At 64.8% G+C, this 26,306-nt stretch carries 31 protein-coding genes and 1 other RNA gene; 16 read left to right on the top strand and 16 right to left on the bottom strand.

What is annotated here, in order from left to right; translation table 11 throughout:
• Positions 1-5: 5 nt before the first annotated feature.
• From DC363_RS06685 to DC363_RS17265, 3 genes are all read right to left on the bottom strand, one after another.
• Positions 6-692, bottom strand: coding sequence for an NUDIX hydrolase (locus DC363_RS06685; RefSeq protein WP_108640368.1), 687 nt, complete (start codon positions 690-692; stop codon positions 6-8).
• 23 nt (positions 693-715) lie between these two features.
• Positions 716-1,126 (bottom strand): DUF983 domain-containing protein, encoded by a 411-nt coding sequence (locus DC363_RS06690; protein WP_108640369.1) that lies wholly within the window; start codon positions 1,124-1,126, stop codon positions 716-718.
• 152 nt (positions 1,127-1,278) lie between these two features.
• The gene (locus tag DC363_RS17265) at positions 1,279-2,670 is read right to left on the bottom strand and encodes a diguanylate cyclase (RefSeq protein WP_108640370.1); all 1,392 of its coding nucleotides are present in this window, start codon (positions 2,668-2,670) and stop codon (positions 1,279-1,281) included.
• A gap of 97 nt (positions 2,671-2,767) precedes the next feature.
• Here DC363_RS17265 and DC363_RS06700 point away from each other — a divergent pair, with 97 nt between their 5' ends.
• The 3 genes from DC363_RS06700 to DC363_RS06710 all read left to right on the top strand — a co-directional run bounded on the left by DC363_RS06700 (position 2,768) and on the right by DC363_RS06710 (position 5,416).
• A complete protein-coding gene (locus DC363_RS06700; protein ID WP_108640371.1) occupies positions 2,768-3,046 on the top strand; it encodes a DUF3572 domain-containing protein in 279 nt (92 codons plus the stop codon).
• On the top strand, positions 3,043-3,741 hold the full coding sequence (locus tag DC363_RS06705; protein WP_108640636.1) for an HAD family hydrolase: 699 nt from the start codon (positions 3,043-3,045) through the stop codon (positions 3,739-3,741). Before DC363_RS06700 ends, DC363_RS06705 begins: the two co-directional genes overlap by 4 nt.
• A gap of 103 nt (positions 3,742-3,844) precedes the next feature.
• Positions 3,845-5,416, top strand: a complete 1,572-nt coding sequence (locus tag DC363_RS06710) for a trimethylamine methyltransferase family protein (RefSeq protein WP_108640372.1) — start codon at positions 3,845-3,847, stop codon at positions 5,414-5,416.
• A 112-nt stretch (positions 5,417-5,528) separates the two neighbouring features.
• Here DC363_RS06710 and DC363_RS06715 read toward each other — a convergent pair whose 3' ends face one another.
• Entirely contained in the window at positions 5,529-6,455 is a 927-nt protein-coding gene (locus DC363_RS06715; protein ID WP_108640373.1) for a zinc ABC transporter substrate-binding protein, read from the bottom strand.
• 119 nt (positions 6,456-6,574) lie between these two features.
• On the opposite strand from DC363_RS06715, the gene DC363_RS06720 reads away from it, so the two are divergent.
• The 3 genes from DC363_RS06720 to DC363_RS06730 are packed head-to-tail and all read left to right on the top strand — an operon-like array spanning position 6,575 to position 8,552.
• Entirely contained in the window at positions 6,575-6,997 is a 423-nt protein-coding gene (locus DC363_RS06720; RefSeq protein WP_241962945.1) for a Fur family transcriptional regulator, read from the top strand.
• On the top strand, positions 6,997-7,761 hold the full coding sequence (locus tag DC363_RS06725) for an ATP-binding cassette domain-containing protein (protein ID WP_108640375.1): 765 nt from the start codon (positions 6,997-6,999) through the stop codon (positions 7,759-7,761). The genes DC363_RS06720 and DC363_RS06725 overlap by 1 nt, the downstream gene beginning before the upstream one ends.
• Entirely contained in the window at positions 7,758-8,552 is a 795-nt protein-coding gene (locus DC363_RS06730; RefSeq protein WP_108640376.1) for a metal ABC transporter permease, read from the top strand. Before DC363_RS06725 ends, DC363_RS06730 begins: the two co-directional genes overlap by 4 nt.
• Here the strand turns inward: DC363_RS06730 and dtd are convergent.
• From dtd to DC363_RS06765, 8 genes are all read right to left on the bottom strand, one after another.
• A complete protein-coding gene (gene dtd, locus DC363_RS06735; RefSeq protein WP_108640377.1) occupies positions 8,549-8,989 on the bottom strand; it encodes a D-aminoacyl-tRNA deacylase in 441 nt (146 codons plus the stop codon). The two genes, DC363_RS06730 and dtd, sit on opposite strands and share 4 nt — an antisense overlap.
• Before the next feature lie 55 nt (positions 8,990-9,044).
• Positions 9,045-10,166: a TFIIB-type zinc ribbon-containing protein gene (locus DC363_RS06740; protein ID WP_196778388.1), complete on the bottom strand. Its 1,122-nt coding sequence runs from the start codon at positions 10,164-10,166 to the stop codon at positions 9,045-9,047.
• 131 nt (positions 10,167-10,297) lie between these two features.
• A complete protein-coding gene (locus tag DC363_RS06745) occupies positions 10,298-11,401 on the bottom strand; it encodes an SPFH domain-containing protein (protein WP_108640378.1) in 1,104 nt (367 codons plus the stop codon).
• 45 nt (positions 11,402-11,446) lie between these two features.
• The gene (locus DC363_RS06750) at positions 11,447-12,424 is read right to left on the bottom strand and encodes a DUF2927 domain-containing protein (protein WP_241962946.1); all 978 of its coding nucleotides are present in this window, start codon (positions 12,422-12,424) and stop codon (positions 11,447-11,449) included.
• Positions 12,425-12,427: 3 nt separating this feature from the next.
• Entirely contained in the window at positions 12,428-13,627 is a 1,200-nt protein-coding gene (locus DC363_RS06755; protein ID WP_108640379.1) for a toxic anion resistance protein, read from the bottom strand.
• A gap of 21 nt (positions 13,628-13,648) precedes the next feature.
• A complete protein-coding gene (locus tag DC363_RS06760; RefSeq protein ID WP_108640639.1) occupies positions 13,649-14,524 on the bottom strand; it encodes a 5-bromo-4-chloroindolyl phosphate hydrolysis family protein in 876 nt (291 codons plus the stop codon).
• A gap of 2 nt (positions 14,525-14,526) precedes the next feature.
• Positions 14,527-14,709: a hypothetical protein gene (locus DC363_RS16670; protein WP_146180757.1), complete on the bottom strand. Its 183-nt coding sequence runs from the start codon at positions 14,707-14,709 to the stop codon at positions 14,527-14,529.
• Positions 14,710-14,897: 188 nt separating this feature from the next.
• Positions 14,898-15,737, bottom strand: coding sequence for a pseudouridine synthase (locus tag DC363_RS06765; RefSeq protein ID WP_108640380.1), 840 nt, complete (start codon positions 15,735-15,737; stop codon positions 14,898-14,900).
• Between the two features lie 159 nt (positions 15,738-15,896).
• Between DC363_RS06765 and DC363_RS06770 the strand changes: the two genes are divergently transcribed.
• The gene (locus tag DC363_RS06770; RefSeq protein WP_108640381.1) at positions 15,897-16,346 is read left to right on the top strand and encodes a nucleoside deaminase; all 450 of its coding nucleotides are present in this window, start codon (positions 15,897-15,899) and stop codon (positions 16,344-16,346) included.
• Between the two features lie 11 nt (positions 16,347-16,357).
• On the opposite strand, the gene DC363_RS06775 is transcribed toward DC363_RS06770, so the two are convergent.
• Entirely contained in the window at positions 16,358-17,041 is a 684-nt protein-coding gene (locus DC363_RS06775) for a metal-dependent hydrolase (RefSeq protein WP_108640382.1), read from the bottom strand.
• Between the two features lie 134 nt (positions 17,042-17,175).
• On the opposite strand from DC363_RS06775, the gene gatC reads away from it, so the two are divergent.
• The 7 genes from gatC to rpmG all read left to right on the top strand — a co-directional run bounded on the left by gatC (position 17,176) and on the right by rpmG (position 22,347).
• Entirely contained in the window at positions 17,176-17,463 is a 288-nt protein-coding gene (gene gatC, locus DC363_RS06780; RefSeq protein WP_108640383.1) for an Asp-tRNA(Asn)/Glu-tRNA(Gln) amidotransferase subunit GatC, read from the top strand.
• Complete coding sequence (gene gatA, locus DC363_RS06785; protein ID WP_108640384.1) at positions 17,463-18,944, top strand: Asp-tRNA(Asn)/Glu-tRNA(Gln) amidotransferase subunit GatA; 1,482 nt, start codon at positions 17,463-17,465, stop codon at positions 18,942-18,944. Before gatC ends, gatA begins: the two co-directional genes overlap by 1 nt.
• Positions 18,945-19,004: 60 nt before the next feature.
• Positions 19,005-19,766, top strand: coding sequence for a hypothetical protein (locus DC363_RS06790; RefSeq protein ID WP_108640385.1), 762 nt, complete (start codon positions 19,005-19,007; stop codon positions 19,764-19,766).
• Positions 19,767-19,771: 5 nt separating this feature from the next.
• Positions 19,772-20,449, top strand: coding sequence for an N-acetylmuramoyl-L-alanine amidase (locus DC363_RS06795; RefSeq protein WP_108640386.1), 678 nt, complete (start codon positions 19,772-19,774; stop codon positions 20,447-20,449).
• Positions 20,450-20,460: 11 nt separating this feature from the next.
• Positions 20,461-20,870, top strand: an RNA gene (gene rnpB / locus DC363_RS06800) — RNase P RNA component class A.
• Positions 20,871-21,047: 177 nt separating this feature from the next.
• Entirely contained in the window at positions 21,048-22,079 is a 1,032-nt protein-coding gene (gene mgrA, locus DC363_RS06805; protein ID WP_108640387.1) for an L-glyceraldehyde 3-phosphate reductase, read from the top strand.
• 100 nt (positions 22,080-22,179) lie between these two features.
• On the top strand, positions 22,180-22,347 hold the full coding sequence (gene rpmG, locus DC363_RS06810; protein WP_048597310.1) for a 50S ribosomal protein L33: 168 nt from the start codon (positions 22,180-22,182) through the stop codon (positions 22,345-22,347).
• Between the two features lie 203 nt (positions 22,348-22,550).
• Here rpmG and DC363_RS06815 read toward each other — a convergent pair whose 3' ends face one another.
• Together DC363_RS06815 and DC363_RS06820 are read right to left on the bottom strand one after the other, a co-directional pair.
• A complete protein-coding gene (locus DC363_RS06815; RefSeq protein WP_108640388.1) occupies positions 22,551-23,327 on the bottom strand; it encodes a Bax inhibitor-1/YccA family protein in 777 nt (258 codons plus the stop codon).
• A 160-nt stretch (positions 23,328-23,487) separates the two neighbouring features.
• Positions 23,488-23,682, bottom strand: a complete 195-nt coding sequence (locus DC363_RS06820; protein ID WP_108640389.1) for a YjiS-like domain-containing protein — start codon at positions 23,680-23,682, stop codon at positions 23,488-23,490.
• A gap of 114 nt (positions 23,683-23,796) precedes the next feature.
• On the opposite strand from DC363_RS06820, the gene DC363_RS06825 reads away from it, so the two are divergent.
• Positions 23,797-24,681, top strand: coding sequence for a LysR family transcriptional regulator (locus DC363_RS06825; RefSeq protein WP_108640390.1), 885 nt, complete (start codon positions 23,797-23,799; stop codon positions 24,679-24,681).
• Here the strand turns inward: DC363_RS06825 and DC363_RS06830 are convergent.
• Positions 24,678-25,634 carry an NADPH:quinone oxidoreductase family protein gene (locus DC363_RS06830; RefSeq protein ID WP_108640640.1) on the bottom strand — a complete coding sequence of 319 codons (957 nt, stop codon included), beginning with the start codon at positions 25,632-25,634 and terminating at the stop codon, positions 24,678-24,680. The genes DC363_RS06825 and DC363_RS06830 overlap by 4 nt on opposite strands.
• 275 nt (positions 25,635-25,909) lie before the next feature.
• Here DC363_RS06830 and DC363_RS06835 point away from each other — a divergent pair, with 275 nt between their 5' ends.
• Positions 25,910-26,278 carry a helix-turn-helix domain-containing protein gene (locus DC363_RS06835; protein ID WP_108640391.1) on the top strand — a complete coding sequence of 123 codons (369 nt, stop codon included), beginning with the start codon at positions 25,910-25,912 and terminating at the stop codon, positions 26,276-26,278.
• The last annotated feature ends 28 nt before the right edge of the window (positions 26,279-26,306 follow it).

Here is a 26,306-nt window from a genome sequence, read left to right on the forward strand (position 1 = left end):
GCCGGTCAGTCCAGCGGGCTGCGCCCGGCAAGGCGCGAGACCAGATGCGCCTCGTCATCGTTGCGAAAGAAGGGCACCGTGGCCGCAGGGCCCCGGGTGAGATAGGCCTCGACCTCGGCCAGCACCACCTTGGTGATGAAGGGCAGGTCGAGTGCCCGAACCCGCGACAGGCTGACCCAGTGCAGGTGCTTCAATTCGTCCTCTGCATGAGTGAAGTTATCGGGGTCGCTGGCCAGCCGATCGGCCTCGGCCAGAAAGAACCGCGCATCGAAACGGCGACTGTGGCCGCGCGGGGTGATCGCGCGGAAGATGAACTCAAGCGCCGTGCCGTCGGGGCGGTGGCCGGTGGCTGCGAAGCCGCGCCAGCCACGGGGCGCGTCGGGCCAGGGGGCAGGGCGGCCAAGGATTTGCCCGGTTTCTTCCCATAGTTCGCGTATCGCGGCGGCGGCCAGCGCATGGGGCGGCTCGGCGCTGGCGTCTGCAAGCTGGGTCAGCGTTGGGTCTGCCAGTGACAGATCAATCGCAGCGTCGCCGGGGTCCACCGCGCCGCCGGGAAAGACGTATTTGTTGGGCATGAAGGAAGCGCGCGCGCCGCGCTGGCCCATCAGGACAGCGGGATCGGTCGCGCGATTGCGCAGCAGGATGACCGTCGCGGCGGGGCGCACCGCTGTTTTGTCCGGTGCCTGTTCCATCGCGTTGCCGACCTCCGTTGCGGTCAGGCCTTGTGCCCGAACCCGTGCATGCGTCGGGCCCACTGGATGCCGACGATCACCCCTTTCAATCGCGGCAGAAGGTAGAGGGAAAGCGCCACGCAGACAATCGTCAAGACCGTGGCAAAGACCATCGGGTTGGGGCGGAACTGGGTGAAGCCCACGTGCATGAGAATCGCCAGCACATGGCCGACCACCAGAATCGTCAGATAGGCCGGTCCGTCGTCCGCACGGTGGTGGTGCAGATCCTGATCACAGACCGCGCAGGTGTCGACAACTTTCAGGTAGCCGGTGAAAAGCTGACCCTCACCACAGTTGGGGCATTTTTGCCGATAACCGTTGAGCATCGCGGGCTTGGTCGGGCGGTCAACGGCGGGGACGGTTGCCTTTGGCAATTGCGTGTCAGGCTGGGTCATCGGATCCTCTCTCGGTCGGTCCGATCCTTTTGCCGTGACCGATGGGCGATGCAAAGGGGTGAAAGTGTCGCGGCGGCGCAGGATCCGGCCTTGGTGCGTCGGTGTGCATGGGGCGGATCGGCACCGCGTCGGGGATCGGTGGCGCGTCGGGGTCAAGCGGCGCCGAGGCTGACCATGTTGCGGCCGCCGGATTTCGCAGCGTAGAGCGCGCCGTCGGCAGCGCTCATCACCTCATCGACCGAGCCGAAAACCTGCGACGCATCGTCAACGCTGTTCAGGCTGACGCCGACCGACATGGTAATGCGCAACTCTTGCCGGTCGGGGCCGACGAAGAACGGAGCCTCTCCGATCAGGGCGCACAGGCGTTCCGCGGTGCGGCGGGCATGGGCGGCGTCGCTGTGGGGAATCGCGACGAGAAACTCTTCCCCCCCGATGCGGGCCAGCAGGTCGACCGCGCGCAGATTGTCCTTCAGGCGGCCCGCCACCTGCTGCAGAACCTCATCCCCCGCCGCGTGGCCATATTGGTCGTTCACCGCTTTGAAGTGGTCGAGGTCCAGAACCATGACCGCGAATTGCCGGCCCGATGCCTCACTTTCTTGCGACAGGCGCGAGAGATGGGGCAGGGCGTAGCGGCGGTTGTAGACGCCGGTCAGCGGGTCGATGATTGCAGCCTCAAGCCCGGTTTTGACCGTTCGGCGCAGGGCGTCAGCCTCACGCTTCGATTTTAGCAGAACGGCGCAGCGGTGGGCAATCTCGTCCCGGTGGACCTGTGCTGTGACGACGTTGTTCGCCCCCAGATCAAGCGCCATCGCTGCAGCCTGCTGCGCATCCGGCGGCAACAGCGCGAGGATGGCGGCGTGGCGGGTGCCGGACTGGCTGCGCAGATCGGACAGCAAGCGGTAGAACGCCGTGTCGTCGAATGGGCCTTGCCGCAGATCCAGCACGACGACATCGGCCTGCGCCGCTGCTCGCAGGTCCGATGCGAGTTGGTCGCAAGACAGATGCGTCACGCGGGTATTCGCCAGCCTGGGGCGCAGCGCTTCGGTGCCGTCCGCGACGCTCGCGTGGGTACTTGCCACCACCAGCCTCGCCGGAGCCACGTAGGAGCCTGCAGCCTCGGCAAAGCCAAGGGCGCTGCGGGTGCCGTCGCGCAACTGCAGCTCAAGCCGGGCGTCGCGGGCGCGCAGCAGGCTGCGCAAGCGAGCCTGCAAAATATGATCGTCGAAGGGGCGTGTCAGAACGTCGTCGGCACCCGCCTCAAGCGCGAGGACGCGGTCGCGCGGGGTGGTGAAGCCGCCGGTGGCGATCACCGGGATGAGCGCGGTTTCTGGTGTGGCCTTGAGGGTGCGAAACGCGTCAAGCACCGCCTCGGTCTCGGAGCAGGTGTCCAGAATCACAAGGTCGGGCTTCGACACCTCAATCTCCTCCAGCGCCTCACCCAAGGTGGCGCAGGGACGCACGCGGTATTGCGCGGCCAAGAGCTTGACCTTGAGCACGATCCGGTTGGTGGCGACGCAATCCATGATAAGGATGTCACTGGCCATTCTTGCAATCCTCTGATTTGAACGGGTCACGCGGTGGACGCGTCAAGTCTGTCAACGAATGGTTAAGAAACCCTTTCCGATTTGGTAATGATCCTGAATGAGCCCTGAACACGCCGAACATATCGCCATCCTTGCGCTGGGGTGGTTGGCCGAAGACGATGATCTGCTGTCGGTCTTCCTTGGAGCCTCGGGGGCGCAGGCCGATGGACTGCGCGCGCAGGCTAAAGATCCTGCGTTCCTCGCCTCGGTTCTGGAGTTCCTGACGATGGACGATGCCTGGGTGATCGCGTTCTGCGATGCGAACCAGTTGAAATATGAGGATCCCTTGGCCGCACGCTATGCGCTGCCGGGGGCGGAGGCAGTGCATTGGACATAGACAGCTCGGCGATCCGGGGGATCGTCTTCGACAAGGACGGCACGCTGTTCGATTTCAACGCCACCTGGCGGGCCTGGGCACGGGATCTGCTGCATGCGGAGACCGAAGGCGCGCCAGAGCGTCTGCAACCGCTGGCCGATGCGCTGGGCTATGATCTGGCGCAGGACCGGTTCCGCAAGGACAGTCTGGTGATCGCGGCGACGGTGTCCGAGGTCGTCGATGCGGCCTTGCCCCATCTGGCCGACACCGACCCGGCCCCCGCGATCGCGCGGTTCAACGCCGCCGCCGCCCGCGCGCCGCAGGTCGAGGCCACGCCGCTTATCGCTTTCCTGACCCGGCTGCGCCAGGCGGGGCTGAAGCTGGGGGTCGCCACCAACGACGCGGAAACGCCTGCCCGCGCCCATCTGGACGCGGCACGGGTCAGCGCCTTGTTCGATTTCATCGCAGGGTCTGACAGCGGCTTCGGCGGTAAGCCCGAGGTGGGCCAGCTGCGTGAGTTCTGCCGCGTGACCGGATTGCGCCCCGAGCACTGCGCCATGGTGGGCGACAGCACCCACGATCTGCACGCCGGACGCGCGGCGGGGATGGTCACGGTGGCGGTTCTGACCGGCGTGGCAGAGCGGGCCGATCTGGCCCCCCATGCGGATGTTGTGCTGGACAGCATCGCCGATTTGCCGGGCTGGCTGGGCCTCTAGCCGCCCCCGCGCGCAGGATGCGACACGCAATGTCGCAAATCGCGCCGCATCTGCCGCCGCTGCGCTGTCAGTCTCAAGGTATCCCGCACAGGAGCCTGCAGCCATGACTGACGCACCCCGCGAACCTGCCCCGAAACGCCGCCGCGCCGGAGGCCGCGCCGCCACTGCCGCCAAACGCCGGACCGGCGGTCTGAACCAGATACCGTGGCGGGTGCCGCGCAATCTGGACCGGCCGATTGAACCTCTGGATGCAGAGGGCGTGCAGGCGATCCATGACGGGGCCATGCGGATCCTTGAGGACATCGGCATCGAATTCCTCAACCCCGAAGCGCTGGCGCTGTTCAAAGAGGCAGGCTGCACCGTAGCGGGCACCAACGTCCGGATGGGGCGGGATTGGGTGCAGGAGATGGTCGCCCGCGCGCCGGCGCAGTTCGACATCACGCCGCGCAATCCGGAGCGCAGGATCACGCTGGGCGGCGGGCATATGGTCTTTGGCAACGTGTCCTCACCGCCCAATTACTTCGACCTCGAGATTGGCAAGAAGGTCAGCGGCAGCCGCGCGCAATGCGCCAATTTCTACCGGCTGACCCAGTATTTCAACTGCATCCATTTCTCGGGCGGCTATCCGGTAGAGCCGGTGGACGTGCACCCCAGTGTGCGGCATCTGGACGTGATCTTCGACAAGTTGACCCTGACGGACAAGGTCGCCCACGCCTATTCGCTTGGGCCGGAACGGATCGAGGACGTGATGGAGATGGTGCGCATTTCCGGAGGCTGGACCGAAGAGGAGTTCGCAGCCAGCCCGAAGATGTTCACCAATATCAACTCGACCTCACCGCTCAAGCACGACATTCCCATGATCGACGGCTGCTTGCGCAGCATCCGGCGGGGGCAGGCGGTGGTGGTGACCCCGTTTACACTGGCGGGCGCCATGGCGCCGGTGACCCTGTCCGGCGCGGTGTCTCTGTCAATCGCCGAGGCTCTGTCGGCGATTGCGCTGTTCCAGCATGTCCGGCCCGGCGCGGCCTGCGTCCTTGGCACCTTCACCAGCAATGTCGACATGAAATCCGGCGCGCCCGCCTTCGGGACACCGGAATACATGCGCGCGACGCAGATGACGGGCCAGATGGCGCGGTTCTACGGCCTGCCGATGCGGGCTTCAGGCGTCTGTGCGGCCAATGTCCCGGACGGGCAGGCCATGTGGGAGACGTCCAATTCCCTGTGGTCCGCCGTCCAGTCGGGCACGAACATGGTCTATCACGCGGCAGGCTGGCTTGAGGGCGGGCTCATCGCCTCGCCCGAGAAGTTCGTCATGGATTGCGAGGTGGTGCAGATGATCCAGCGCTACATGGAGCCCGCCGTGGTGGCGACCGGGCCAGGGGAGATCGCCTTCGACGCGGTCCGCGAAGTGGGGTCGAGCGGGCATTACTTCGGCATTCAGCACACGCAGGACCGGTATGAAGACGCGTTCTATGAGCCCTTCCTTTCGGACTGGCGCAATTTCGAGGCTTGGGAGGAGGCGGGCGCGATCTGGACCGCGGAACGGGCGCACCGGATCTTCAAAGAGGTTCTGGCCGACTACGAAGCGCCGCCGATGGAGGCCGCGATCCGGTCCGAGCTGGAGGATTTCGTGGCACGCCGAAAAGCCGAAGGCGGCGCGCCGACGGATTTCTGACGGGGCGGAAGGTTTGTCCGTTGGGGGAAACCCGCAGCGGGGCGATGGGGGGATCCTCCCCCCGGGCGCGGGGCGCCCGCCCCCCTGAGGTATTTGCGAACCAGAGAAGGGCTTAGTCGCCGATGCAGCTTGAATAGGCGTCGGCCAGCGCGGTGAGCGTGTTTTCATAGTGGTCCGGTCCGGGGTCGAGCGTGCGGCCGAGGGGATCGACGGTCGCCGTGCGCACATCCGTGCCTTCGGTGAGCAGCGCGGTCCAGCGGTCGGAGGCGGCGATGTCGGTGAGCACGCAGGCGATGGAGCCGGAGCGGACGCGATTCTGCAGTGCTGCTAGGCGGTCGGGCGTCGGCGGCTGGTCATCTACGAGCGTGACAACTCCTGCAGCAGGCCGGTCATAGCGGGCGCCGAAATACTGGAAGGCGTCGTGGGGCACGACGAAGGCCCGGTCGGGGAGGACTGCGAGTTGCGCGGCGATGCGGGTGTCCAGCGCCTCGAGCTTGGCGCGGGTCGTCTCGGCGTTCTGGGCGTAGCGTTCCGCGTTGTCCGGGTCGGCTGTGACCAATGCGTCCTGCACATGCTGCACCCAGTGGGCGGCAATCTGCGGATCGAGCCAAGCATGGGGGTCGATCTGACCCGCTTCATGGTTGTGCGCGTGGTCGTGCGAATGGTCGTGGTCGTCCGCATGGTCCGCCTCTGCTGTGCGGTCCTGCACTGTAAGCGGCGTCCAGCCGGGCGCTTCCAACAGGGTGAGCTGCGCAGCCTCAGGCGCCAGCGAGGTCAGCGCATCGTCCAGCCAAGGTGTCAGGGCAGGGCCCATCCAGATGATAAGGTCCGCCGTCTGCAAAGCCTCGGCCTGACGGAAGGTGAACTGGAAATGATGGGCCGAGCTCGCGCCGTCCACCAACAGTTCGACCTCGGCGGCGTCCCCCGCGATCTGGCTGATAAGGGAGTGCACCGGGGCGATGTCGGTGACGATCCGCAGGGGCTCGGCCCGGGTGAGTGAGGGGAGAACGGCGAGAAGTAGGGGAAGCAGGGGGCGCATGGAAACCTCTTGTCATGGATCGGTGGGGCGGCTATAAATGATACGTTATAACATCACAAGAGGCGACGGTGACAAAAGCACACGGAACCGAATTTCGAGATCATGACCACAGAGCCTGCGTGCGTGACGCTCTGACTGAAGCCGTGGCCACCTGTGCCGCGGACGGTTTGCGTCTGACGCCGGTGCGGCGTCGCACGTTGGAGATCCTGCTCGAGGCGCACGAAGCGATGGGCGCTTATGAGGTGCTGGCGCGACTGGATGCCGAGGGCTTCGGCTCGAAGCCGCCCGTCGCCTATCGCGCTTTGGGGTTTCTGGTCGATGCGGGGTTGGCGCACCGGGTCGAGCGGTTGAACGCCTTCGTCGCCTGTTCCCGCCCCGGCGCGGCCCATGATCCGGCCTTCATGATCTGCAACGGCTGCGGCACGGTGGCCGAGGGTGAGGCCGATGCGGCGCTGCACCGCTCGGCTGCGGCGGCAGGCTTTCGCATCGAGCGCACGGTGCTCGAGGTCGAGGGCCTGTGCCCCGCCTGTCAGGCGGTCTGATGTCCTTGATCACGGCCGAGAATATCGAGGTGCGCAACGGCGGCACACGCGCCCTGTTCGGGGTGTCACTGGCGCTGGAAGCGCGTGAGATCGTCACCGTCGTCGGGCCGAACGGATCGGGCAAATCCACGCTGATGCGGGCGCTGATCGGGGCGGTGCCTTTGCAAGCGGGGCGGATCACCCGCAGGCCGGGGCTTCGGATCGGCTATGTGCCGCAGACGTTGCATATCGACCGTGCGTTGCCGATGACCGTGCGGCGGTTCCTCAACCTGCCCAATCGGGTCGGGCGGGCGGCGGCGCGGGCCGCTTTGGCGCGCACCGGGGTCGAAGCTCTGGAGCAGCGCCAGCTTGCGGGCCTCTCGGGGGGGCAGTTGCAACGGGTGCTGCTGGCGCGGGCCATCCTGAACGCGCCGCACCTGCTGGTGCTGGATGAGCCGACGCAGGGGTTGGATCAACCGGCGTCTGCGTCCTTTTACCGGCTGATCGAAGCGCTGCGCGATGAGATGGGCTGCGCAGTGCTGATGGTCAGTCACGAATTGCACGTTGTGATGTCGGCCACGGACCGGGTGATCTGTCTCAACGGGCACATCTGCTGCGAAGGCACGCCCGATGTGGTCACCGCTGCGCCCGCCTACCGCGAGCTGTTCGGCACGGGGACAGGCGGGGCGCTGGCGCTGTATCGGCACGAGCATGACCACGCGCACGATCATCCCCATGGGCACGCGGACGCCCCCTGCCACGATCACGGAGACCACGGCGCATGAGCTTGCTGGACGATTTCATGGTGCGCGCGGTGCTGGCTGCCGTGGGCACGGCGCTGGCCTGCGGCGCGCTGGGCTGTTTCGTGGTCTGGCGGCGCATGGCCTATTTCGGCGATGCGACGGCTCATGCCGCCATTCTGGGCGTAGCACTGGCGCTTGCGTTCTCGGTCTGGGTGCCGCTGGGCGTTCTGATCGTGGCGCTGGCGATGGGGGTGCTGGTGGGCACCTATGCCAGTGACACGATCACGCCGGACAGTCTTTTGGGGGTCCTGTCGCACAGTGCGTTGGCGCTGGGGCTGGTGACGGTCTCTCTCTTGCCGCAGGCGCGGGTGAACCTTGACGCCTATCTGTTCGGGGACATTCTGGTGGTCCGGCCGCTGGACCTTGCGGTGATCTGGATCGGGGCGGCGGTGGTTCTGGGCCTGCTGGCGTGGCGCTGGCAGGCGCTGCTGGCGGAGGTGCTGTCAGGCGATCTTGCCTATGCCTCGGGGTTGAACCCGAAGCGCGACCGGTTGATGCTCACGCTGTTGATCGCCGCCGTGGTGGCCGTGTCGATCAAGGTCGTCGGGGCCTTGCTGATCACGGCGATGCTGGTGATCCCGGCTGCCGCCGCGCGGCTCATCGCCCGGGGGCCCGAAGCGATGGCGGCTTTGGCCACCCTGATCGGCATCGCGGCCGCTATCGGCGGGTTGTTCGCGGCGCGGACGCTGGGCACCCCGGCAGGGCCGTCGATTATTTGCGGTGCAGCTGCGTTGTTTCTGGTGATGTCGATGGTCGCGCGGCTGCGCGGTTAGGTATCGGTGTCCAGCCAGATCGTGACGGGGCCGTCGTTCACAAGGCTCACCGCCATGTCGGCGCCGAACCGACCGGTCTGGGTCGGGACATGCTTGCCAAGTTCGGCGGCGAAGGCTTCATAAAGACGTTCGCCCTCGGCCGGGGCGGCGGCCGCAGAAAAGCCGGGGCGGTTGCCGCGTGACGTGTCGGCGGCCAGCGTGAACTGGCTGATGACCAGAGCTTCGCCGCCTATGTCCACAAGCGAGCGGTTCATGCGGCCTTCATCGTCCTTGAAGATGCGCAGTTTGGAGATTTTCGCGGCGAGTTTGGCGGGCAGCGCGTCCCCGTCGCCCTGCATTGCGCAGACCAGAACCAGAACGCCCGGGCCGCATTGCCCGACCAGCGCGCCATCCACATGCACCTGCGCCTGCGTGACCCGTTGGATCAGCGCCCTCATGCCCGGACCCCTGTCGCACCGCGCTGCAAGACGCGGGCTTTGTCGACGGTTCGGGTCATTGGCTGTTCGCCATGACGAACCCGACCGCACCGGCGACGATCAGCCCGAGGATCACGGCAAAAGCGATCTTGACCGCCGAGTAGGGGCGTTCGCCCTGCACCAGTCCCGTGCGCCCGTTGACGACGAAGCGGTAGGTCTTGCCCTGATATTTGTAAGCCGCCATCCAGACCGGCAGGAGCACGTGCTTGAAGGTGAGCGTGCCGATCCGCGTGTCGACCGAGGCCACGCGCTGGGTGTCGCCGCCGATGTCGAACTTCACGTCACGATGAATGATCTGGTCCATCTTCACGCGGGCCTCCTTGAAGGCCTCTTCCAGCTCGACCTGATAGCCTTCGGCGCGGAAGCCGGCGAGAAATTCCGGCTGATAGGGCTCCATCGCCGAGAGGTCCCAAGGCTCGAGCGCGTCGGTGTATTGTTTGGGCAGGCTGTGTGAGCCGAGGACAAGCACATCGTCAAAGAACCGCGCCACGCGTCCGGTCACGCTGCGCCAGCGGGTCTTGCGCACGCGGACCTGCTGGCGTTTGCCGTCGCGCATGACCGTGCGCGTCTGGTAGTAGTAGGTGCCGCGCTGGCCGCTGTATTGGCTTTGGGTGTCGGCATCGAAGGTCCAGTAGGGGACATAGATGCCGTTCATCCGCCGCCCCTTGCGCGCGTATTGCTGCACGCCATTCGGCGCAAACCACAGCCCACCAAGCCAGTCGGTCAGATGTTTGCGTGCTTGCGCTTCGTCAAAGGCAAAGGGCAGCAGGCCCTTGGGCTTAATGTGTCGGTGAATGCCCGTGTCGGCCACCAGCGGGGTCGCACAGAAGGGGCATTCGGTGCTGTGGACATCGGCCTCGAACTCGATCTGGGCGCCGCAGTTGGGGCATTGGGTGACGCGGGTTTCCTCGATCTCGGCTTCGGGGACGTTGCCGTCGATGGCGCTGCGAAAGTCCAGCTCGACAAGGCTGCCGCCGCGCCAGGGCCCTTCGGTGATTTCATGTGTGTTGCCGCAGTGGTCGCAGATCAAGCGGTCCTGACCGGGATCAAAGCGCATGTCCGCGCCACAATTGTCGCAGGGAAACCGGTATTCCTTGGTCGGGGCGGGGGGCGCATCGGGCGTGTCGAACGTTTCCATGGGCAGACGATAGCGGTGAATGGGCGGCGGGGCCACTGGTTGGAGCGCACGGGCGGGGTGATTTTAGCGGCGCGCCGGTTCAGGACGGGCAACGCCACCCCCGGCGGGGCGGCGTTGCCTTAGCAGACTCTTCAAGCGCCCGGGGGCGGCGGTGGCATCACGGTGAACAGTTGCGCCAGTTCCGGCACCTCGTTGGCGGTCTTCCAGCCGTCCTGCCCGGCGGTCCAGACGTGGGTGCCGCGGGTCAGCGTGCCTTCGGCGGCCATCCGGCCCATATCCGCTTTCGAGAATGGCCCCTTGGTCTTGCCACCCTCGGCGGTGTGCCAGACGTGTTCGACCGGCGGCGGCGGCGGGGCCGCAGCGGCGGGGGCGCCGCCGGCTGCACGGGCCCAAGGGTTCGCCATCTGCCCGGCCATCGCCATGCCCATCCCCGCGCCCAGTCCCGCGCCCATCGCGCCCGATGCCTCGCCCCCTTTGCGCAGGGCCTCGGCGGCTGCGTATTGCATATGCGCGTCCAGATCGCCCGTCAGCCCGCGCGAAGTGCGCGTGTCCAGCGCCGCTTCGACTGCCGGCGGGAGACTGATGTTCTCGATATAGAGCTCGGGGATCGTGATGCCGTATTGCGCGACCGTATCGGCGATGGCCCCGGCCACGAGCTTGCCCAGATCGCGGGTGTTCGCAGCCATGTCCAGCACCGGAATACCGCTTGCGGCGATCACGCGACTGAACTCCTGCACGATGATATTGCGCACCTGAAAGCTGATCTCGTCCATGGTGAATTCGCCATCGGTGCCAACGATTTCCGTCAGGAAGCGGGCGGGATCGCTGACCTTGACCGAATAGGTGCCGAAGGCGCGAATGCGCGTGGGGCCGAATTCGGGATCGCGCAGCATGATCGGGTTCTTGGTGCCCCATTTGAGGTCATTGAACCGCGTGGTGTTGACGAAATAGATCTCGGACTTGAAGGGGCTCTGGAACCCGTGGTCCCAGTGCTGCAAGGTGGTCATGATCGGCATGTTGTTGGTCTCGAGCATATAAAGCCCGGGCGTGAACACATCCGCCAACTGCCCCTCATGCACGAAAACCGCCGCCTGACCTTCGCGCACGGTAAGCTTCGCGCCATACTTGATCTCGTGGCCGTGCCGCTCAAACCGCCAGACCATCGTGTCGCGGGTGTCGTCCGTCCAGTGAATGACATCGATGAATTGGCCTGAAAGAAAATCGAGAATGCCCATCTTTGGCGTCCCTCCTTGGTTGAAATATCACGCGGGTCCCGGGGGTCAGGACGGCCCGCTGTCCATCAGTTCCGCCGCGATCCTCCGGGCGATGGGGGCGGCTTCGGCCTCGGCCATGCCGGTCTTCAGGCGGTCATCGTAAAGCATCCGCAGCAGCAATTCATCGTGCGTCGTCAGCAGGCCGAATTCCTCATCATCGTTGAAGATGCTGGGGCGGGCGTGGGGGCTGTCGTTGGCCAGCCCGAGACCCTGTGCGAGTTCTTCGTGCACGCAGGCCAACCGCATCAGATCCGGATGCTCCCCCCGGATCAGCGCCACCGCGCGGGAATATTCGGGGCTGTTGTTCTGGCTGAAGGCCAGCACGAGGCACATGGTGTCGCGGGGCACGTCCATGAAGGCGCGCACGCTGGCCTCGTTGATGCCGGGGATCAGGGTGCGCAGACGTGCGTCGTAGTTCAGCCGGTCATCCTCATTGAGGATCAGCACGTGGAAGTTCGGATCGCTTTGGGTCACGCGCATGGGGTGCCCCGTGACCCGCGCCAGCCGCGATACGTAGCTGCCGATGGTGTTGCGGTCCTGTATGCGCTGGTCTTCGGGCACCGTGGCGCCGAACTCGACCGCGAATCGCACGGGCTGTTCCCAGCGCCGCAGCCGGCTCACGGTGGCCTCGGCCCGCAGACCCTGATCGGTCATGACGAATTCATCAAACAGCGCGATCTGCACGAAGTTGCGTGCGAGCGTGGTATCGGTAAAGGCCGTGTCCGGCCCGCCGCCATCCGTGCGCAACAGGCCCCGCGCCAAGAGGTCGTCCTGCACCCGTTGGAAATACGCCGAAAGGGCGCGGCTGTCCTCGGACCGGGTCGCGGGGCGGGCGGGGGGCTGGGGAGGTGTCACCGCAACCGGCGGGCGAGACGGTGGCACCGGTGATGAGACCTCGGGCGGGGTCGTGTCACAGCCGACCAGCGCCAGAAGGGCCGCGAAGGCCCAACCGTTCGTTGCTCTGCTGCGCCCCGCCGTGGTCACGCCTTAAGCCTCGCCCGCTGACGCCGCGATCGAATGGCCCGACGCGGTGCCGCTGGCCTTGGCCGAGGACAACGTCTTCTTCAATTCGGCTTCCATCGTCTCAAGCTCTTTCTCCGCCTCGGCCCGCTTGCGCTTGCCCTCGTCGGCGATCTGCAGGCTTTCCTCGATGGTGCCGATCAGGTCCGCGTTGGCCTGTTTGATCGCTTCGATGTCGAAGACGCCGCGCTCCATCTCGGTGCGGATCGTCTTGTTCGCCTGCCGCAGGTTCTCGGCATTGGCGGTCAACAGTTCATTGGTCAGATCGTTCGCCTCACGCACGGCGACGGCCGCCTCGGAGGAGCGCTGGATCGTGACCGCCTGCGCCAGCTGCGTCTCCCACAGGGGGACGGTGTTGAGCAGGGTCGAGTTGATCTTGGTCACCAGCGATTTGTCGTTCTCCTGCACCAGCCGGATGCTGGGCAGCGACTGCATGGTCACCTGACGGGTCAGTTTGAGGTCGTGGACGCGCCGCTCAAGGTCATCGCGGGCCGCGCGCAGATCGCGCAATTCCTGCGCCTTCATCACCCCTTCATCGGGGGCGGCTTCGACCTCGGCTTCCTTCGCAGGGATGGTCGTGGCGTCAAGCTCTTTGAGTTTTTCTTCACCGGCGGCGATGTAGAGCCCCAACTCATCATAGAAGCGCAGCGTCTTGTCGTAGAGCACATCAAGGCTTTCGATGTCTTTCAGCAACACGTGCTCATGCCGCAAAAGATCATCCGTTACCTTGTCGATCTGGCCCTGCACATCCTCGAACCGGGCGGCGAACTTGGCGGCCGGTGATACCCGCCCCAAAAGCTTTTCCCACCACGACAGCTTGCGCCGCACATCAAGCTCGTTGACGTTGAAGCCGCGGATCGTGGTCACAATCTCGCGCAGGCTGTCGCCCGCGGGGCCCACGTCCTTGTTGCGCACGCCTTGCAGCATCGATTGGCTGATTTCCTGCAATTCGGCCTGTGCGGCGGATCCGAACGAAATGATCGACGCGGTGTCGGTCATGTCGAGTTCGTTCATCCGCCGGGTGATCTCGGCGCTGGTCGGCGCGTCGGCCTCGTCCAGCGTGACAAGTTCGTTCTTCGGCTCGGCAAGCACCACGGCAGTCACCTTTTCCACTTCATTCATTTGCGCCTGCGCGGCTTCCATATTCTTTGCAACAGTCTCAGACATGATGTCCCCCTTGTTTGGCCGCTAAAGACCTTCACGCTGCAATCTGTCCCGCAGCACCTTGATTTCAATATCCATGTCGCTACGATCGTCCAGCAGCAGCTTGTCGGTCCGCGCGGCGAAATTTTCTTCCAGATCGGTGAGGAGCGCTTCGAACTCCGCGCGCGCGTCCGGGTCACGCTGACGTTTGTAGAGATCGGCGAATTTGGCCGCCGCATCCCGCGCGCCCATCAGATAGACGCCGAGAAACTTGCGTGCGCCGGTCAGGTCGCGGGGGTCTTCCTCGACGGTTCGGATCATCTTGCGGGCCGCGGCTTGAAACTGCGCCGTGCGTACAATGAGCGCTCGGTCGCCGATGCTGGCGATATGGTCACGCATGGCAGCCAAATGCGCTTCGGCCTGATCGACGACGCGGGCCACGCGATCCTGCTGGAAAGTGTCCACGCCCTCCATCCGCTTGTCGCGCATGGGATCGATGCCGAAGGCCAGCATGTGCAAGCCCCCCGCCGCCACGCCATAAAGCACGGCCGCGAGCACGGCTGGATCGTTCGACAAAGACGCAGCCGCGATGCCCGCCCCGGTCAAGACAGAGCCGAAGAGCTTGCGCGGAATGCTCGGCTTGCGGGCCACCTTGCGCTGGTCATAGGCCGCCGCCGCGCGCAACCCGTCCCGGGTGAGCCAGGCCGCGAGGGTCAAAACAGCCGCGCCGCCCAAGCCCAGCATCAAGCCCAATGCGCCTTCGTTCAACGACAGAAAGGCCAGCAGGATGCCGGGGGTGAACAGGATATTGGCCTTGGCCCCGGCGGCATCCACCTGCCGCGCCTCGGCCACAGCCTGCCGCGCGGTGCTGGTCCGCGCGTTGGTGTCAGGGCTGTATTTTCCGCCGAATTTCTGCGCCACGCTCAAAGCCCCCCAAGCCAGCCGGACACGACGCCAAGCATCAGGATGATCAACAGGACATAGGATATGGTCTTTGCGGTCGCGGGCACGTCAGCCTCCCGTGTGGATTGCAGGAACCGACCGGCGGCCACCGCCAGTCCGACGATGACCAGAACGAACAACAGTCCGATTACTACTCTTGCCACGCGGGCCACCTTTCCTTGCGTCGTGTAGCAGAAGAGATAGGGCGTGGAGCCGCCAATTGCGACCCCGATGACCGCAGCAAGGGGCCAGCGGTGCCGGCCGCGCCGTCGTCGCCTTGCGCACTTCCATGATCCCGACCCCTTGATTTGACACGGTATAACCATGCACAGGACCGGTCACGGGGCAAGGCTCATCTGCGGGGGGGCTTGCCCGTTGGGCGGCCCGCTGGCGGGCGTTTGCCGGCGCGCGGCGGCTTGGCGGGCTTGCGCGTGCGCTGCGGCTTCGGCGTCTCGCGCAGGCCAAGCTGGTCGCGCACCACGCGCTGCTTGACCTCTTCCACCTCACCCGGTTGCAGAGTGCCAAGCTGGAACGGGCCATAGCTGATCCGCAATAGACGGTTCACCACCACGCCCTGCGCCTCCATCAGGCGGCGAATCTCGCGGTTCTTGCCTTCGCGCAATCCCATGGTCAGCCAGGCATTCGCCCCTTGCTGGCGGTCGAACGTGACCTCGGCTCCGGCATAGCGCACGCCGTCCACCTCGATCCCCGCGCGCAATTCGTCCAGCTTGGCCTCCGACAAGGTGCCCTTGATCCGCACCCGGTAGCGGCGCAGCCAGCCGGTGGTGGGCAGTTCCATCTTGCGTTTCAATTCACCGTCGTTGGTGAGCAGCAACAACCCTTCCGAGTTCAGATCAAGCCGACCGACCGACATCACCCGCGGCATGTCCGGGGGCAGGGCGTCGAACACCGTTTTGCGGCCCTTCTCGTCGCGCTCGGTGGTCACCAACCCGGCGGGCTTGTGATACATCCAGATGCGCGGCGGCTCTTTCTCGGCCAGCGGTTTGCCGTCCACCAAAATCCGGTCCGTTGCCATGACGTTGAGGGCGGGGGTCAACACGGTCTTGCCGTTCACACTCACCCGACCCGCCTCAATGATCTTTTCGCATTCGCGGCGGCTGGCGACGCCCGCGCGGGCAAGCACTTTGGCGATCCGGTCGCCGGGCACGGGATTTTCGCTCTTATCTGTCATGCCATGGCCCTAGAGCCTCCGCGCCCCTCGCGCAACCGTCATCCGCCCGCGCAACCCGCGCAGCGGCCCGGCCGCGCGCGCGGTTCCCTGCTTCTCTGGTTCCCAAATACCTCAAATCCGCCCCTTGCCAAAACCACCACCCCCGGCCCATCTACCTGCATGAGTTTCCGCAGTCACATGGACACCGCCCTTGAGGAGGCCCGCGCCGCCGCCGCGCGGGGTGAGGTGCCGGTGGGGGCCGTCATCGTCGCCCCCACGGGGCAGGTGGTCGCCCGCGCCGGAAACCGCACGCGCGAGTTGCACGACCCCACCGCCCATGCGGAGATGCTCGCCATTCGGGCCGCCTGCGCCGCGTTGGGGCAAGAGCGGCTGACCGATCATGCGCTCTATGTGACGCTGGAACCCTGTCCCATGTGCGCGGCGGCGATTTCGAACGCGCGGATCGGGCGGCTCTATTATGGCGCGTCCGACCCAAAGTCTGGCGGCGTGGCACAGGGCCCGCGGGTGTTCGCGCATCCGCAATGCCACCACGCCCCCGAAGTCTATGACGGGTTGTCGGCGCCGGAGTGCGAGGCGCTTCTGACCGGGTTCTTCGCCGCTCGCCGCTGACCGGCGGTGCGTCAGAACGTCATCGGCTCCAGAACCTTGGGCGTGCGCACATCGACGCCGGACAGCGCGGCGGCCAAAGGCTCGACCGATTGCGCCAGCAGATCGAAGGTGCCGAAGTGGCACGGAATCACCGTTTTGAAATCGAAATACCGTTTCGCGGCATAGGCGGCGCGGTCCATGTCCATGGTGAAATGCCCGCCACAGGCCAGAATCCCGATGTCGGGTTTGTGATAATCCCCCATCCAGTCCATGTCGGCCATGATGTCGGTGTCGCCCGAGACATAAATCACATGACCATCGCCCGCGATCATGAAACCCGCTTCACCCCCTGCATAGCGCGGCCCGCCCTCGCCAAAGTCCAGCGAGGAGGAATGCGTCGCGTTGACCATCGTGACCTTCGCGCCGTTCAGATCAAGGGTGCCGCCCTTGCCGAAGCCCAGCGTCCCGTCGCCCCAGATTTCGGCGATCTCGTGGATGCAGGCGATGGGAATATCCAGCTCTGCACCGATCTTACGCGCGTCCGAGGCGTGGTCGCCGTGCCCGTGGGTCAGGCAGATATGCGTGGCACCATCGATTGCCTCGGCCCGCCGCTCTTGCGGAAAGGACGGATTGCCCGTCAGCCAGGGGTCGATCAACAGAACCGCGTCCTCGATCTCGATCCGGAATCCCGAATGGCCCAACCATGTGATTTGCATCTGATCCTCCTGTGATGACGTTCAGGACAGAATCATAGGCCGCTGCCCCGTCAAAGCCACCCCGCGCATGCCGGGTTGAAGCCGCGCCGCCCCGCAGGTAAAGCAAAGCCAACTTTTCAATGACGGAGACTCCCATGTCCATCGACACGGAAACCGCCCGCCGCGTGGCCAAACTGGCCCGCATTCAGGTGCCTGAGGATGACCTGCCGGAGCTGGCGCAGGAATTCGGTGCGATCCTCGATTTTGTCGAACAGCTGGCCGAGGTGGACGTGGACGGGGTCGAGCCGATGACCTCGGTCACGCCGCAGCGTCTGAAACGTCGCGATGACGTGGTCACGGACGGCAACCAGCAAGAAGCCGTGTTGGCCAATGCGCCCGATGCCCGTGAAGGATTTTTTGCCGTGCCGAAGGTGGTGGAATAATGAGCAACCTCAACAACATGACCATCGCCGCCGCCCGTGACGCCCTGCGCAAGGGCGAGGTGACGGCGGTCGAGCTGACCGAAAGCTGCCTGTCGCAAATCGAACAGGCGGATGCGTTGGGCGCATTCGTCCACAAGACCCCCGAAATCGCGCTGGAGCAGGCGAAGGCCGCCGACGCGCGGGGCCACGACGGGGCCGACCTCAACGGGATTCCGCTGGGGATCAAGGACCTGTTCTGCACCAAGGGCGTGCCGACGCAGGCGGCTTCGGGCATTCTGGACGGGTTCAAGCCGGAATATGAATCCACCGTGACCAACCAGTTGTTCAACGCGGGCGCGGTGATGCTGGGCAAGTTGAACATGGACGAATTCGCCATGGGCTCGTCCAATGAAACCAGCGTTTACGGCAATGCGGTGAACCCCTGGCGGCGCAGCGGGGATGAAGCGTATTTGACGCCCGGCGGCTCGTCCGGGGGCTCGGCTGCGGCGGTTGCGGCGGACCTGTGTCTGGGGGCCACGGGCACCGACACCGGCGGCTCGATCCGGCAGCCTGCGGCTTTCACCGGCATCACCGGCATCAAGCCGACCTATGGCCGGGTGTCGCGCTGGGGCATCGTCGCCTTTGCAAGCTCGCTGGATCAGGCGGGCCCGATGACCAAAGACGTGCGTGACGCGGCGATCCTGCTGGGCGCGATGTCCGGTCACGATCCCAAGGACAGCACCAGTGCCGACCTGCCGGTGCCGGATTTCGAAGCCATGCTGACCGGCGACATTCGCGGCAAGACCATCGGGATTCCCAAGGAATACCGCATGGAGGGCACCCCAGAAGCGATTGAAAAGTTGTGGGAAGATGGCACCGCGATGCTGAAGGACGCAGGCGCGAAGATCGTCGACATCTCGCTGCCGCATACCAAATACGCGCTGCCGGCCTATTACGTGATCGCGCCGGCCGAAGCTTCGTCCAACCTTGCCCGCTATGACGGGGTGCGCTTTGGCCACCGCGCCAAGCTGGACGCGGGCGACGGCATCACCGAGATGTACGAAAAGACCCGCGCCGAAGGCTTCGGGGATGAGGTCAAGCGCCGCGTCATGGTCGGGACCTATGTGCTCAGCGCCGGGTTCTACGACGCCTACTACAACCGCGCCCGCAAAGTGCGCGCGCTGATCAAACGCGACTTCGAGGCGGTCTTCGCCGACGGGATCGACGCGATCCTGACGCCCGCCACGCCGTCAGCGGCCTTCGGCTTGGGTGAGATGATCGACGCCGACCCGATCCAGATGTACCTCAACGACGTCTTCACGGTGACGGTCAACCTTGCCGGTCTGCCGGGAATTTCGGTGCCCACCGGCGTCGACAAGGACGGATTGCCCCTTGGGCTGCAACTGATCGGTCGCCCGTGGGAAGAGGGTGATTTGCTGAATACTGCCTACGCGCTTGAGCAGGCAGCGCAATTTGTGGCCAAACCGGCCCGTTGGTGGTAAACCGCCCAATGCTGTCCCGTCAGGGGTGGCGGGAAACCGGTTCAGGCTTTGGATAAGCATATGAAAGCATTCGCTCTTCTTGGTGTTGGCATTGTCACGATGGCGGCCTGCGCGCCGCAGGTCCCGGACAGCGGCGCGGGCGTGGGTTTTGGCGATTATGCGCAATACGAGGTTGAGCGCGCACAGCGTGAAGCCGCGTTGCGCGGCGTCGAGCCGCCCGCAGGTCAGGCTATCGTGCCTCCGACGGCGACGTCTGCTCCAACGGCGCAATCCCAAGATGACGGGGGCGTCACAAGCGCCGACCTCGCCGCCGCGGGGATCAACACCCAAGCTGCGGCCTCTCCCACCCCTGCGGTGACGTCCGCCCCCGCCGCCACAGCCTCAGCGACAGCAGGGGCGACCGCACCAGCCGCACCCGTGGGATCAAACCCGCAGATCTCCGATGAGCAGGACTTCGAAGCGGTCACCGACCGCGAAAGCATCGAGTCCGACGCCGAGCGGCGCGCCCGCATGGCCGCTGCCTATCAGGTGCTCGAAGCCGAGGCGCTGCCGGTGCGCAACGGACAGGTTGAGCCGAACATCGTGCAATACGCGCTGCAGGCGCCCAACGAGAAAGGCCAGCCGGTGTTCAGCCGCTCGATTTTCTCGACCGAGGGCCGATTCGCGCGCAACTGTGCGAAATACCGGACCGCCGACGAAGCGCAGCGCGATTTCCTTGTGCGCGGCGGGCCGCAGCGCGACCGGTTGGGGCTGGACCCCGATGGCGACGGGTTCGCCTGTGGCTGGGACCCGCAAGCCTTCCGCACGGTCGTCCGGAACTGATCCCCTTGCACCGGTCCCCGAACTGCGGCGCCCGTCGCAACGGCGCGACCCCGGACATCATCGTCCTGCATTACACCGCCATGCCCGATTGGACCGCCGCGCGGGACTGGCTGTGCAACGAAGATGCCGAAGTCTCGGCCCATTATCTGATTTCCCCGCAGGGCGAGGTCGTGCAGCTGGTGGATGAGGACAAGCGCGCGTGGCACGCCGGTGCCGGGGCTTGGGGCGGGGTCGAGGATGTCAATTCCCGCTCCATCGGGATCGAGCTGTCCAACGACGGCGCCTCTCCGTTTTCGGCCCCGCTGATGGATGCGCTCGAAACCCTGTTGCCGGACATCATGGCGCGATGGTCGGTCCCGCCCGAACGGGTGATCGGCCATTCTGATCTTGCCCCCGGCCGCAAGGTGGACCCCGGCCCACGGTTCGATTGGGCGCGGCTGGCGCGGGGCGGCATGGCCATCGCCGTGGACCCGCCCGACGCCCGCACGGTCGACCTTCCTGCCTTCCTGTCCGACCTTGCCACGGCGGGCTACACCGCCAGCACAGACCCGGACGTCCTTTTGCCCGCGCTGCGGTTGCGCCACCGGCAGGGGCATGAGGGGCCGATCGACGGTTGGGATTGCGCAATCGCGGCACAGCTGGCCGCGCGCTTTCCTGTTGCGCTGGAGGCGCGGACCTCTTAGGTCGACTATGCGCGGAGGATTGGATGGCCGCGGGCGGGGCAACCCGTTCGAGGAAAGTCCGGACTCCATCAAGACACGGTGCCGGGTAACGCCCGGGCAGGGCAACCTGACGGAGAGCGCCACAGAGAACAGACCGCCTGTCACACCAGAGGTTCGCCGATGGAAACCTGTGGCAGGTCAGGGTGAAACGGTGGGGTAAGAGCCCACCGCGGCGGTGGCAACATCGCTGGCATGGCAAGCCCCACCGGGAGCAATGCCAAATAGGGGCCGCGCGTGGGCAACCACAGGATCGTCTTGATCCGAGCAGGTCCGGGTTGGCAGCTAGAGGGCGGCAGGCAACTGTCGCCTAAGATGAATGGTCATCGAATTGCGGGTTACGGCTCACAAGGAACAAAATCCGGCTTATAGATCCTCCGCGTTTTTCTGGACGAAGGTCCAGAAAAACGTGTGCGCAAAGCGCGTTTGCAAAGCAAATGCGCGGCGTACTCGGGTGTTAAGGCACAACCCACGTGCCCCAAGCCGACAACGGCGACCACACGCCGCCCAAGGTTGCACTTTGCCGCCCTCTGCCGCACAAGTCCTGCAAAGGAGACCACCTATGACCTATACCCCCGCCGCTGACCGCTATGACCGCATGATCTATCGCCGCTGTGGCAAATCCGGCCTCAAGCTGCCGGCCGTGTCCTTCGGCCTGTGGCACAACTTCGGAGAGGGCACGCCGCACCAGATCAAGCGCGAGATGTGCCAGACCGCGTTCGATCACGGCATCACCCATTTCGACCTTGCCAACAACTACGGCCCCCCCGCAGGCAGCGCTGAAGAGGCTTTTGGCGAGATCCTGCGCACGGATTTCGCGGGCTACCGGGATGAACTGATCATCTCGTCCAAGGCGGGCTATGACATGTGGGAAGGGCCCTATGGCGAATGGGGGAGCCGCAAGTATCTGATCGCGTCCTGTGACCAGTCCTTGGACCGGCTGGGCGTCGATTACGTCGACATCTTCTACTCGCACCGGTTCGACCCCGAGACCCCGCTGGAAGAGACCATGGGCGCGCTGGATCATATCGTGAAGTCGGGTCGTGCGCTTTATGTGGGCATCTCGTCCTACAATTCCGAACGCACCCGCGAAGCGGCTGCGATTCTCAAGGACCTCGGGACACCTTGCTTGATTCACCAGCCCGCCTACAACATGCTCAACCGCTGGGTCGAACGGGACGGGTTGAAAGAAACGCTTCAGGAGTTGGGCATCGGCTCTATCGCGTTCACGCCGCTGGCGCAGGGGCTGCTGACGAAGAAATACCTTGGCGGCATCCCCGAGGGCAGCCGCGCGGCGCAGGACAGCTCATTGGATGCGGACATGATCACCGAGGAGATGATCGAGGCGCTCAAGGGCCTGAACCGGATCGCAGAGGCGCGCGGCCAGACCCTTGCGCAAATGGCGGTGGCCTGGGTGCTGCGCAACGAAGGCATCACCACGGCGCTGATCGGCGCGTCGAAACCCAGCCAGATCGAGGATTGCGCAGGCGCGGTGATGAACCTCGAATTCTCCGCTGCGGAGCTGGAAGAAATCGACACATACGCCAGCGATAAGGGGCTCAATCTTTGGGCATCCTCATCCGAAGGCGTCTAACGCGCCGTTTGCTGTTGACTCACCCGCCAAACCGCTTAGAAGGCGGGCTTCAGATGAATTCACGCGGGCGACAGTCGCGCGCAAAACCCGGAGAGAGACCATGGCGAAGCCAACCACGATCAAAATCCGCCTGAACTCCACCGCAGGCACCGGCCACTTCTATGTGACCAAGAAGAACGCGCGCACGATGACCGAGAAGATGGTCGTCAACAAGTATGACCCCGTCATCCGCAAGCACGTTGAATACAAGGAAGGCAAGATCAAGTAAGATCGCTTTCACCCTTACGAGACGGGTCGCCCAGATGGACATCTGCGGCGGCCCGTTTTCGTTGTGGGGTGGTTTATGCAGGAAGGAGGGGGCGCTGCCCCCGTCGCTTGCGCGACTCCCCCGGGATATTTCTAAAACAAAGATGGGGCTGAACGAAAAAGGGCCGCCCGAAGGCGACCCTTTGGAATGCGGATGGTCCGGCTTTATTCGCGGCTGCCGAGCATTTGCAGCAGGAACATGAACATGTTGATGAAGTTGATGTAGAGGCTCAACGAGCCCATGATCGCGGATTTCGCCAGCCATTCCTGATCGCCATGCGCCGCATGGGCCACATATTCGCCCTTGATGCGCTGGGTGTCATAGGCGGTCAGGCCCGCGAAGATCAACAGGCCGATGATCGACACGGCCCAGCCAAGCGCATCCGACTGCAGCCAGATGTTGACGATGGAGGCCACGATCAGACCGATCACGCCCATGATCAGGAAGCTGCCCCAGCCGGAGATGTCACGTTTTGTGGTGTAGCCCCAGAGCGACAGGCCCGCGAAGGCGATCGAGGTGATCAGGAAGACCTGCGCGATGGATGTGCCGGTGAAGGCCACGAAGATCCAGGAGATCGACACGCCCATGGCGGCCGCGAAGGTGTAGAAGAACAGCTGAGCGCCGGCGGCGGAGATACGGTTGATCATCGCGCCGAACAGAAACACCATGGCGAGCGGCAGGAACATCAGCACCCATTTGAGCGGGCTAAGATAGAGTGTCGCCCCCAGGTCGGTGAGGTACTGGTTCGCGCCGATCTGGTATTCCGTCGGGATGGTCGAAACCGTCATCGAGCCGATGGCCCAGGCGGCAAGGAACGTAAGGAACAGGCCGCCGGACATCAGCCCGTAAACCTTGTTCATGTGGGCGCGCAGCCCTTCGTCGATCGCTGCCGTGCGGACGCCAGCAGCCGCTGTCATCTGCGGGTTTCTATAGTCAGCCATTTGGTCCCTCCAAGGGTGATATTGTTGTCTGAACAGATGCGACGCGCCACGGTGGACGCGCCATACCTTCCTTGGGTCCGATATTGGCATGTCTGCCCCGATTTTCAATAGCAACCGGGCGGGTATAGGGCTGAATTTGTGCGGTTTCGTACAGGCTGTGTCAGGACAGATCCCAGAACGGGCGCGCGGCCTCGCGGGCGGCTTGCGCCGGCGTCAGGCCCAAATCCCGCAGCCGGTCGTCGTCCAGATCCGCAAGCACCCGACGTTGCTTCCAGACGGCGAGGTAGGTGGCCAGCGATGGGGTCAGACGGCCTATGCGTCTTCGTGTGACGGGGGGTGAGACTGTATGGCTCATTACGTGTCCTTCCGTGATGTAAGGGATCATTCATATTTCATGTCTTGATGTATGGCGCCGGGTGCGGCATTAGTAAAATGAATGATTTTTAGATAACCTATCAGGGATGGTGATATGTCGCGAAATCTGGATATGACGGCGCTGCGGTCTTTCGTCACCGTGGCGGACATGGGCGGGGTCACCAAGGCGGCGGGGGTGCTGAACCTGACGCAATCGGCGGTGTCGATGCAGCTCAAGCGGCTGGAAGAGAGCCTTGATGCGTCTTTGCTGGACCGGAGCGCGCGGCAGATCGGGGTCACGGCCGAGGGCGAGCAATTGCTGAGCTATGCGCGGCGGATGCTGGCGCTCAACGATGAGGCGCTGTCGCGGCTCACCGCGCAGGAATATGAGGGAGATATCACGCTGGGTGTGCCCCATGACATCATCCATCCTTATATCCCACAGGTGCTCCGCCGCTTCGCCGCCGATTTCCCCCGCGTGCAGATCAACCTCGTGTCCCACCCCAGCAAACGCCTGCGCGAGAAGTTCGGGCGTGGCGAGTGTGACGCCATCCTCACGACCGAGGACCAGCCCGGGCCGGGGGGCATCTCTCTTGTGACCCTGCCGCTGGTCTGGGTCGGGGCCGTGGGCGGCACGGCGTGGCGCAACCGTCCGTTGCCGGTGGCCTTTTGCAAGAACTGCATCTTCCGGTCCGGTGTGCTCAAGCGGATGGACGAGGCCGGGTTCGATTGGCAGATGGTCGTGGAATCGGAATACGACAGCGCGGTGGAGGCCGTGGTGACGGCGGATCTGGCGGTGCATGCGCTGATCAAGGGGGTCTATCCCCAGCATACGGCGCCGGTGCCCCACGAAGGCGCGCTGCCGGACCCGGGGAAAAGTCAGATCGTTCTGTACATGCAGGATCGCGACGACCCCGTGCTGGCCGCGCTGCGCGACATGATCCGACACGCCTATATGTCGCAATGGTCGGTGTCCGACGCGCCGCGCCTTCGGGCCTAGGGGGTGACGACGACCTTGCCGGTGCTTTGCCGGCTGCGCAGAAGCTCCAGCGCCGCGGCGGCTTGATCCAGAGGCAGCACGTGGCTGACATGGGGCCGCAGCTGGCCCGCCTCGAACATCGCGAAAAGCGCGCCCATGCTGTCAGCCAGCGCGGTCGGGTTGAACGACAGGTAGCCGCCCCAGTAAAACCCGATAACCGAGATGTTCTTGACCAGCAGGTGGTTCGCCGGGATCTGCGGCACCTCTCCGCTCGCAAAGCCGATGCTCAGGATGCGGCCTTCGCGGTTGGTGGCACGCAGGGCGGCGGTGAAGGCCGCGCCGCCCACCGGGTCATAAACGACATCCGCCCCGCCCAAGGCGCGGACCTCCGCCGTGAGGTCAGCGTTAGCGTCGAAAACATGATCCGCTCCGGCGGCCCGTGCCACGGCGCATTTCGCCTCACCGCGGGCCACGGCGATCACAGTTGCGCCCAAAGCTTTGCCGATCTCGACCGCGGTGAGCCCGACACCGCCCGCCGCACCCAGCGCCAGCAAGGTTTCACCCGGTTGCAACCGTGCGCGGCGGGTCAGGGCAAGGTGCGATGTGCCATAAGCGACCTGAAATCCTGCAGCCTGTGGCGCGGTCATGGTGGCGGGCACAGGGCGGCACAGGGCTGCTGGAAAGACGCCGGCCTCCGCCAGACCGCCCTGACCGCCAAACACGGCCACGCGGGCCCCCACGGCGGGGGAGGTGACGCCCGGTCCTTGCTCGAGAACCGTGCCGCAAACCTCCATGCCAAGGGTGAAGGGTGCGGCTGGCGTGTCCTGATAGGTTCCCTTCGCCATCAGCAGGTCGGCGAAGTTGAGGCCGCACGCCTCAATCCCGATCAGGACTTCGCCTTGGGCGGGTGAGGGGCGCGCAACCTCTGACAGGGACGGGGTGGCCCCGTCGGAGGGAACCCGGAAGGCCCGCATGGTCGTCATAAGCTGAATTAACCTTGATTTTTCGTATAGATGCGTTGCCAGAGAAGTCTAAAAGATGCCGCGCCCCAGCGCAATCGCGCGGTTGACCTGACCCTTTCGACAGGTCGCGCGCGGCGGAACCTGTCCTAAAGGACAGGGGAACCCATGCAACCCTTGCGTGTTTAGGGGTACATCGTTTGATAGCAAACAACGCAGGGCGACCTGCGACTATGAAGGCCCCCGAACAATCCGGGCAACCGGGTTCGGGCAAATAACAGGAATAGAATATGAAACACCCCGTCGACGTCCATGTGGGCAAACGTATCCGTCACCGTCGCTGGATCAGCGGCACGACGCAGCAACAACTGGCCGATCAGGTGGGGATCAAGTTTCAGCAGATCCAGAAATACGAAACCGGCATGAACCGGGTCAGCGCGTCGCGTTTGTGGGATATTGCCCATGCGCTGGGGGTTGACGTGTCGTTCTTTTTCGAGGGACTCGATGCCGCGTTGATCGAGGGGGACGGAACCTCGATGCCCAGCGATATCCTTTCCGACAAGGAAGCGCTGGATTTGCTGCGGTCCTATTACGCCATCCCCGAGAACCAGCGCCGACGTCTGTTCGATCTGGCCCGCGTGCTCAGCGAAGCCGCCTGACAGGGGCCGCCGGGCGTTGGGCAACAGG

Source organism: Thalassorhabdomicrobium marinisediminis, assembly GCF_003072065.1.
In the GTDB taxonomy this organism is placed as follows: domain Bacteria; phylum Pseudomonadota; class Alphaproteobacteria; order Rhodobacterales; family Rhodobacteraceae; genus Octadecabacter; species Octadecabacter marinisediminis.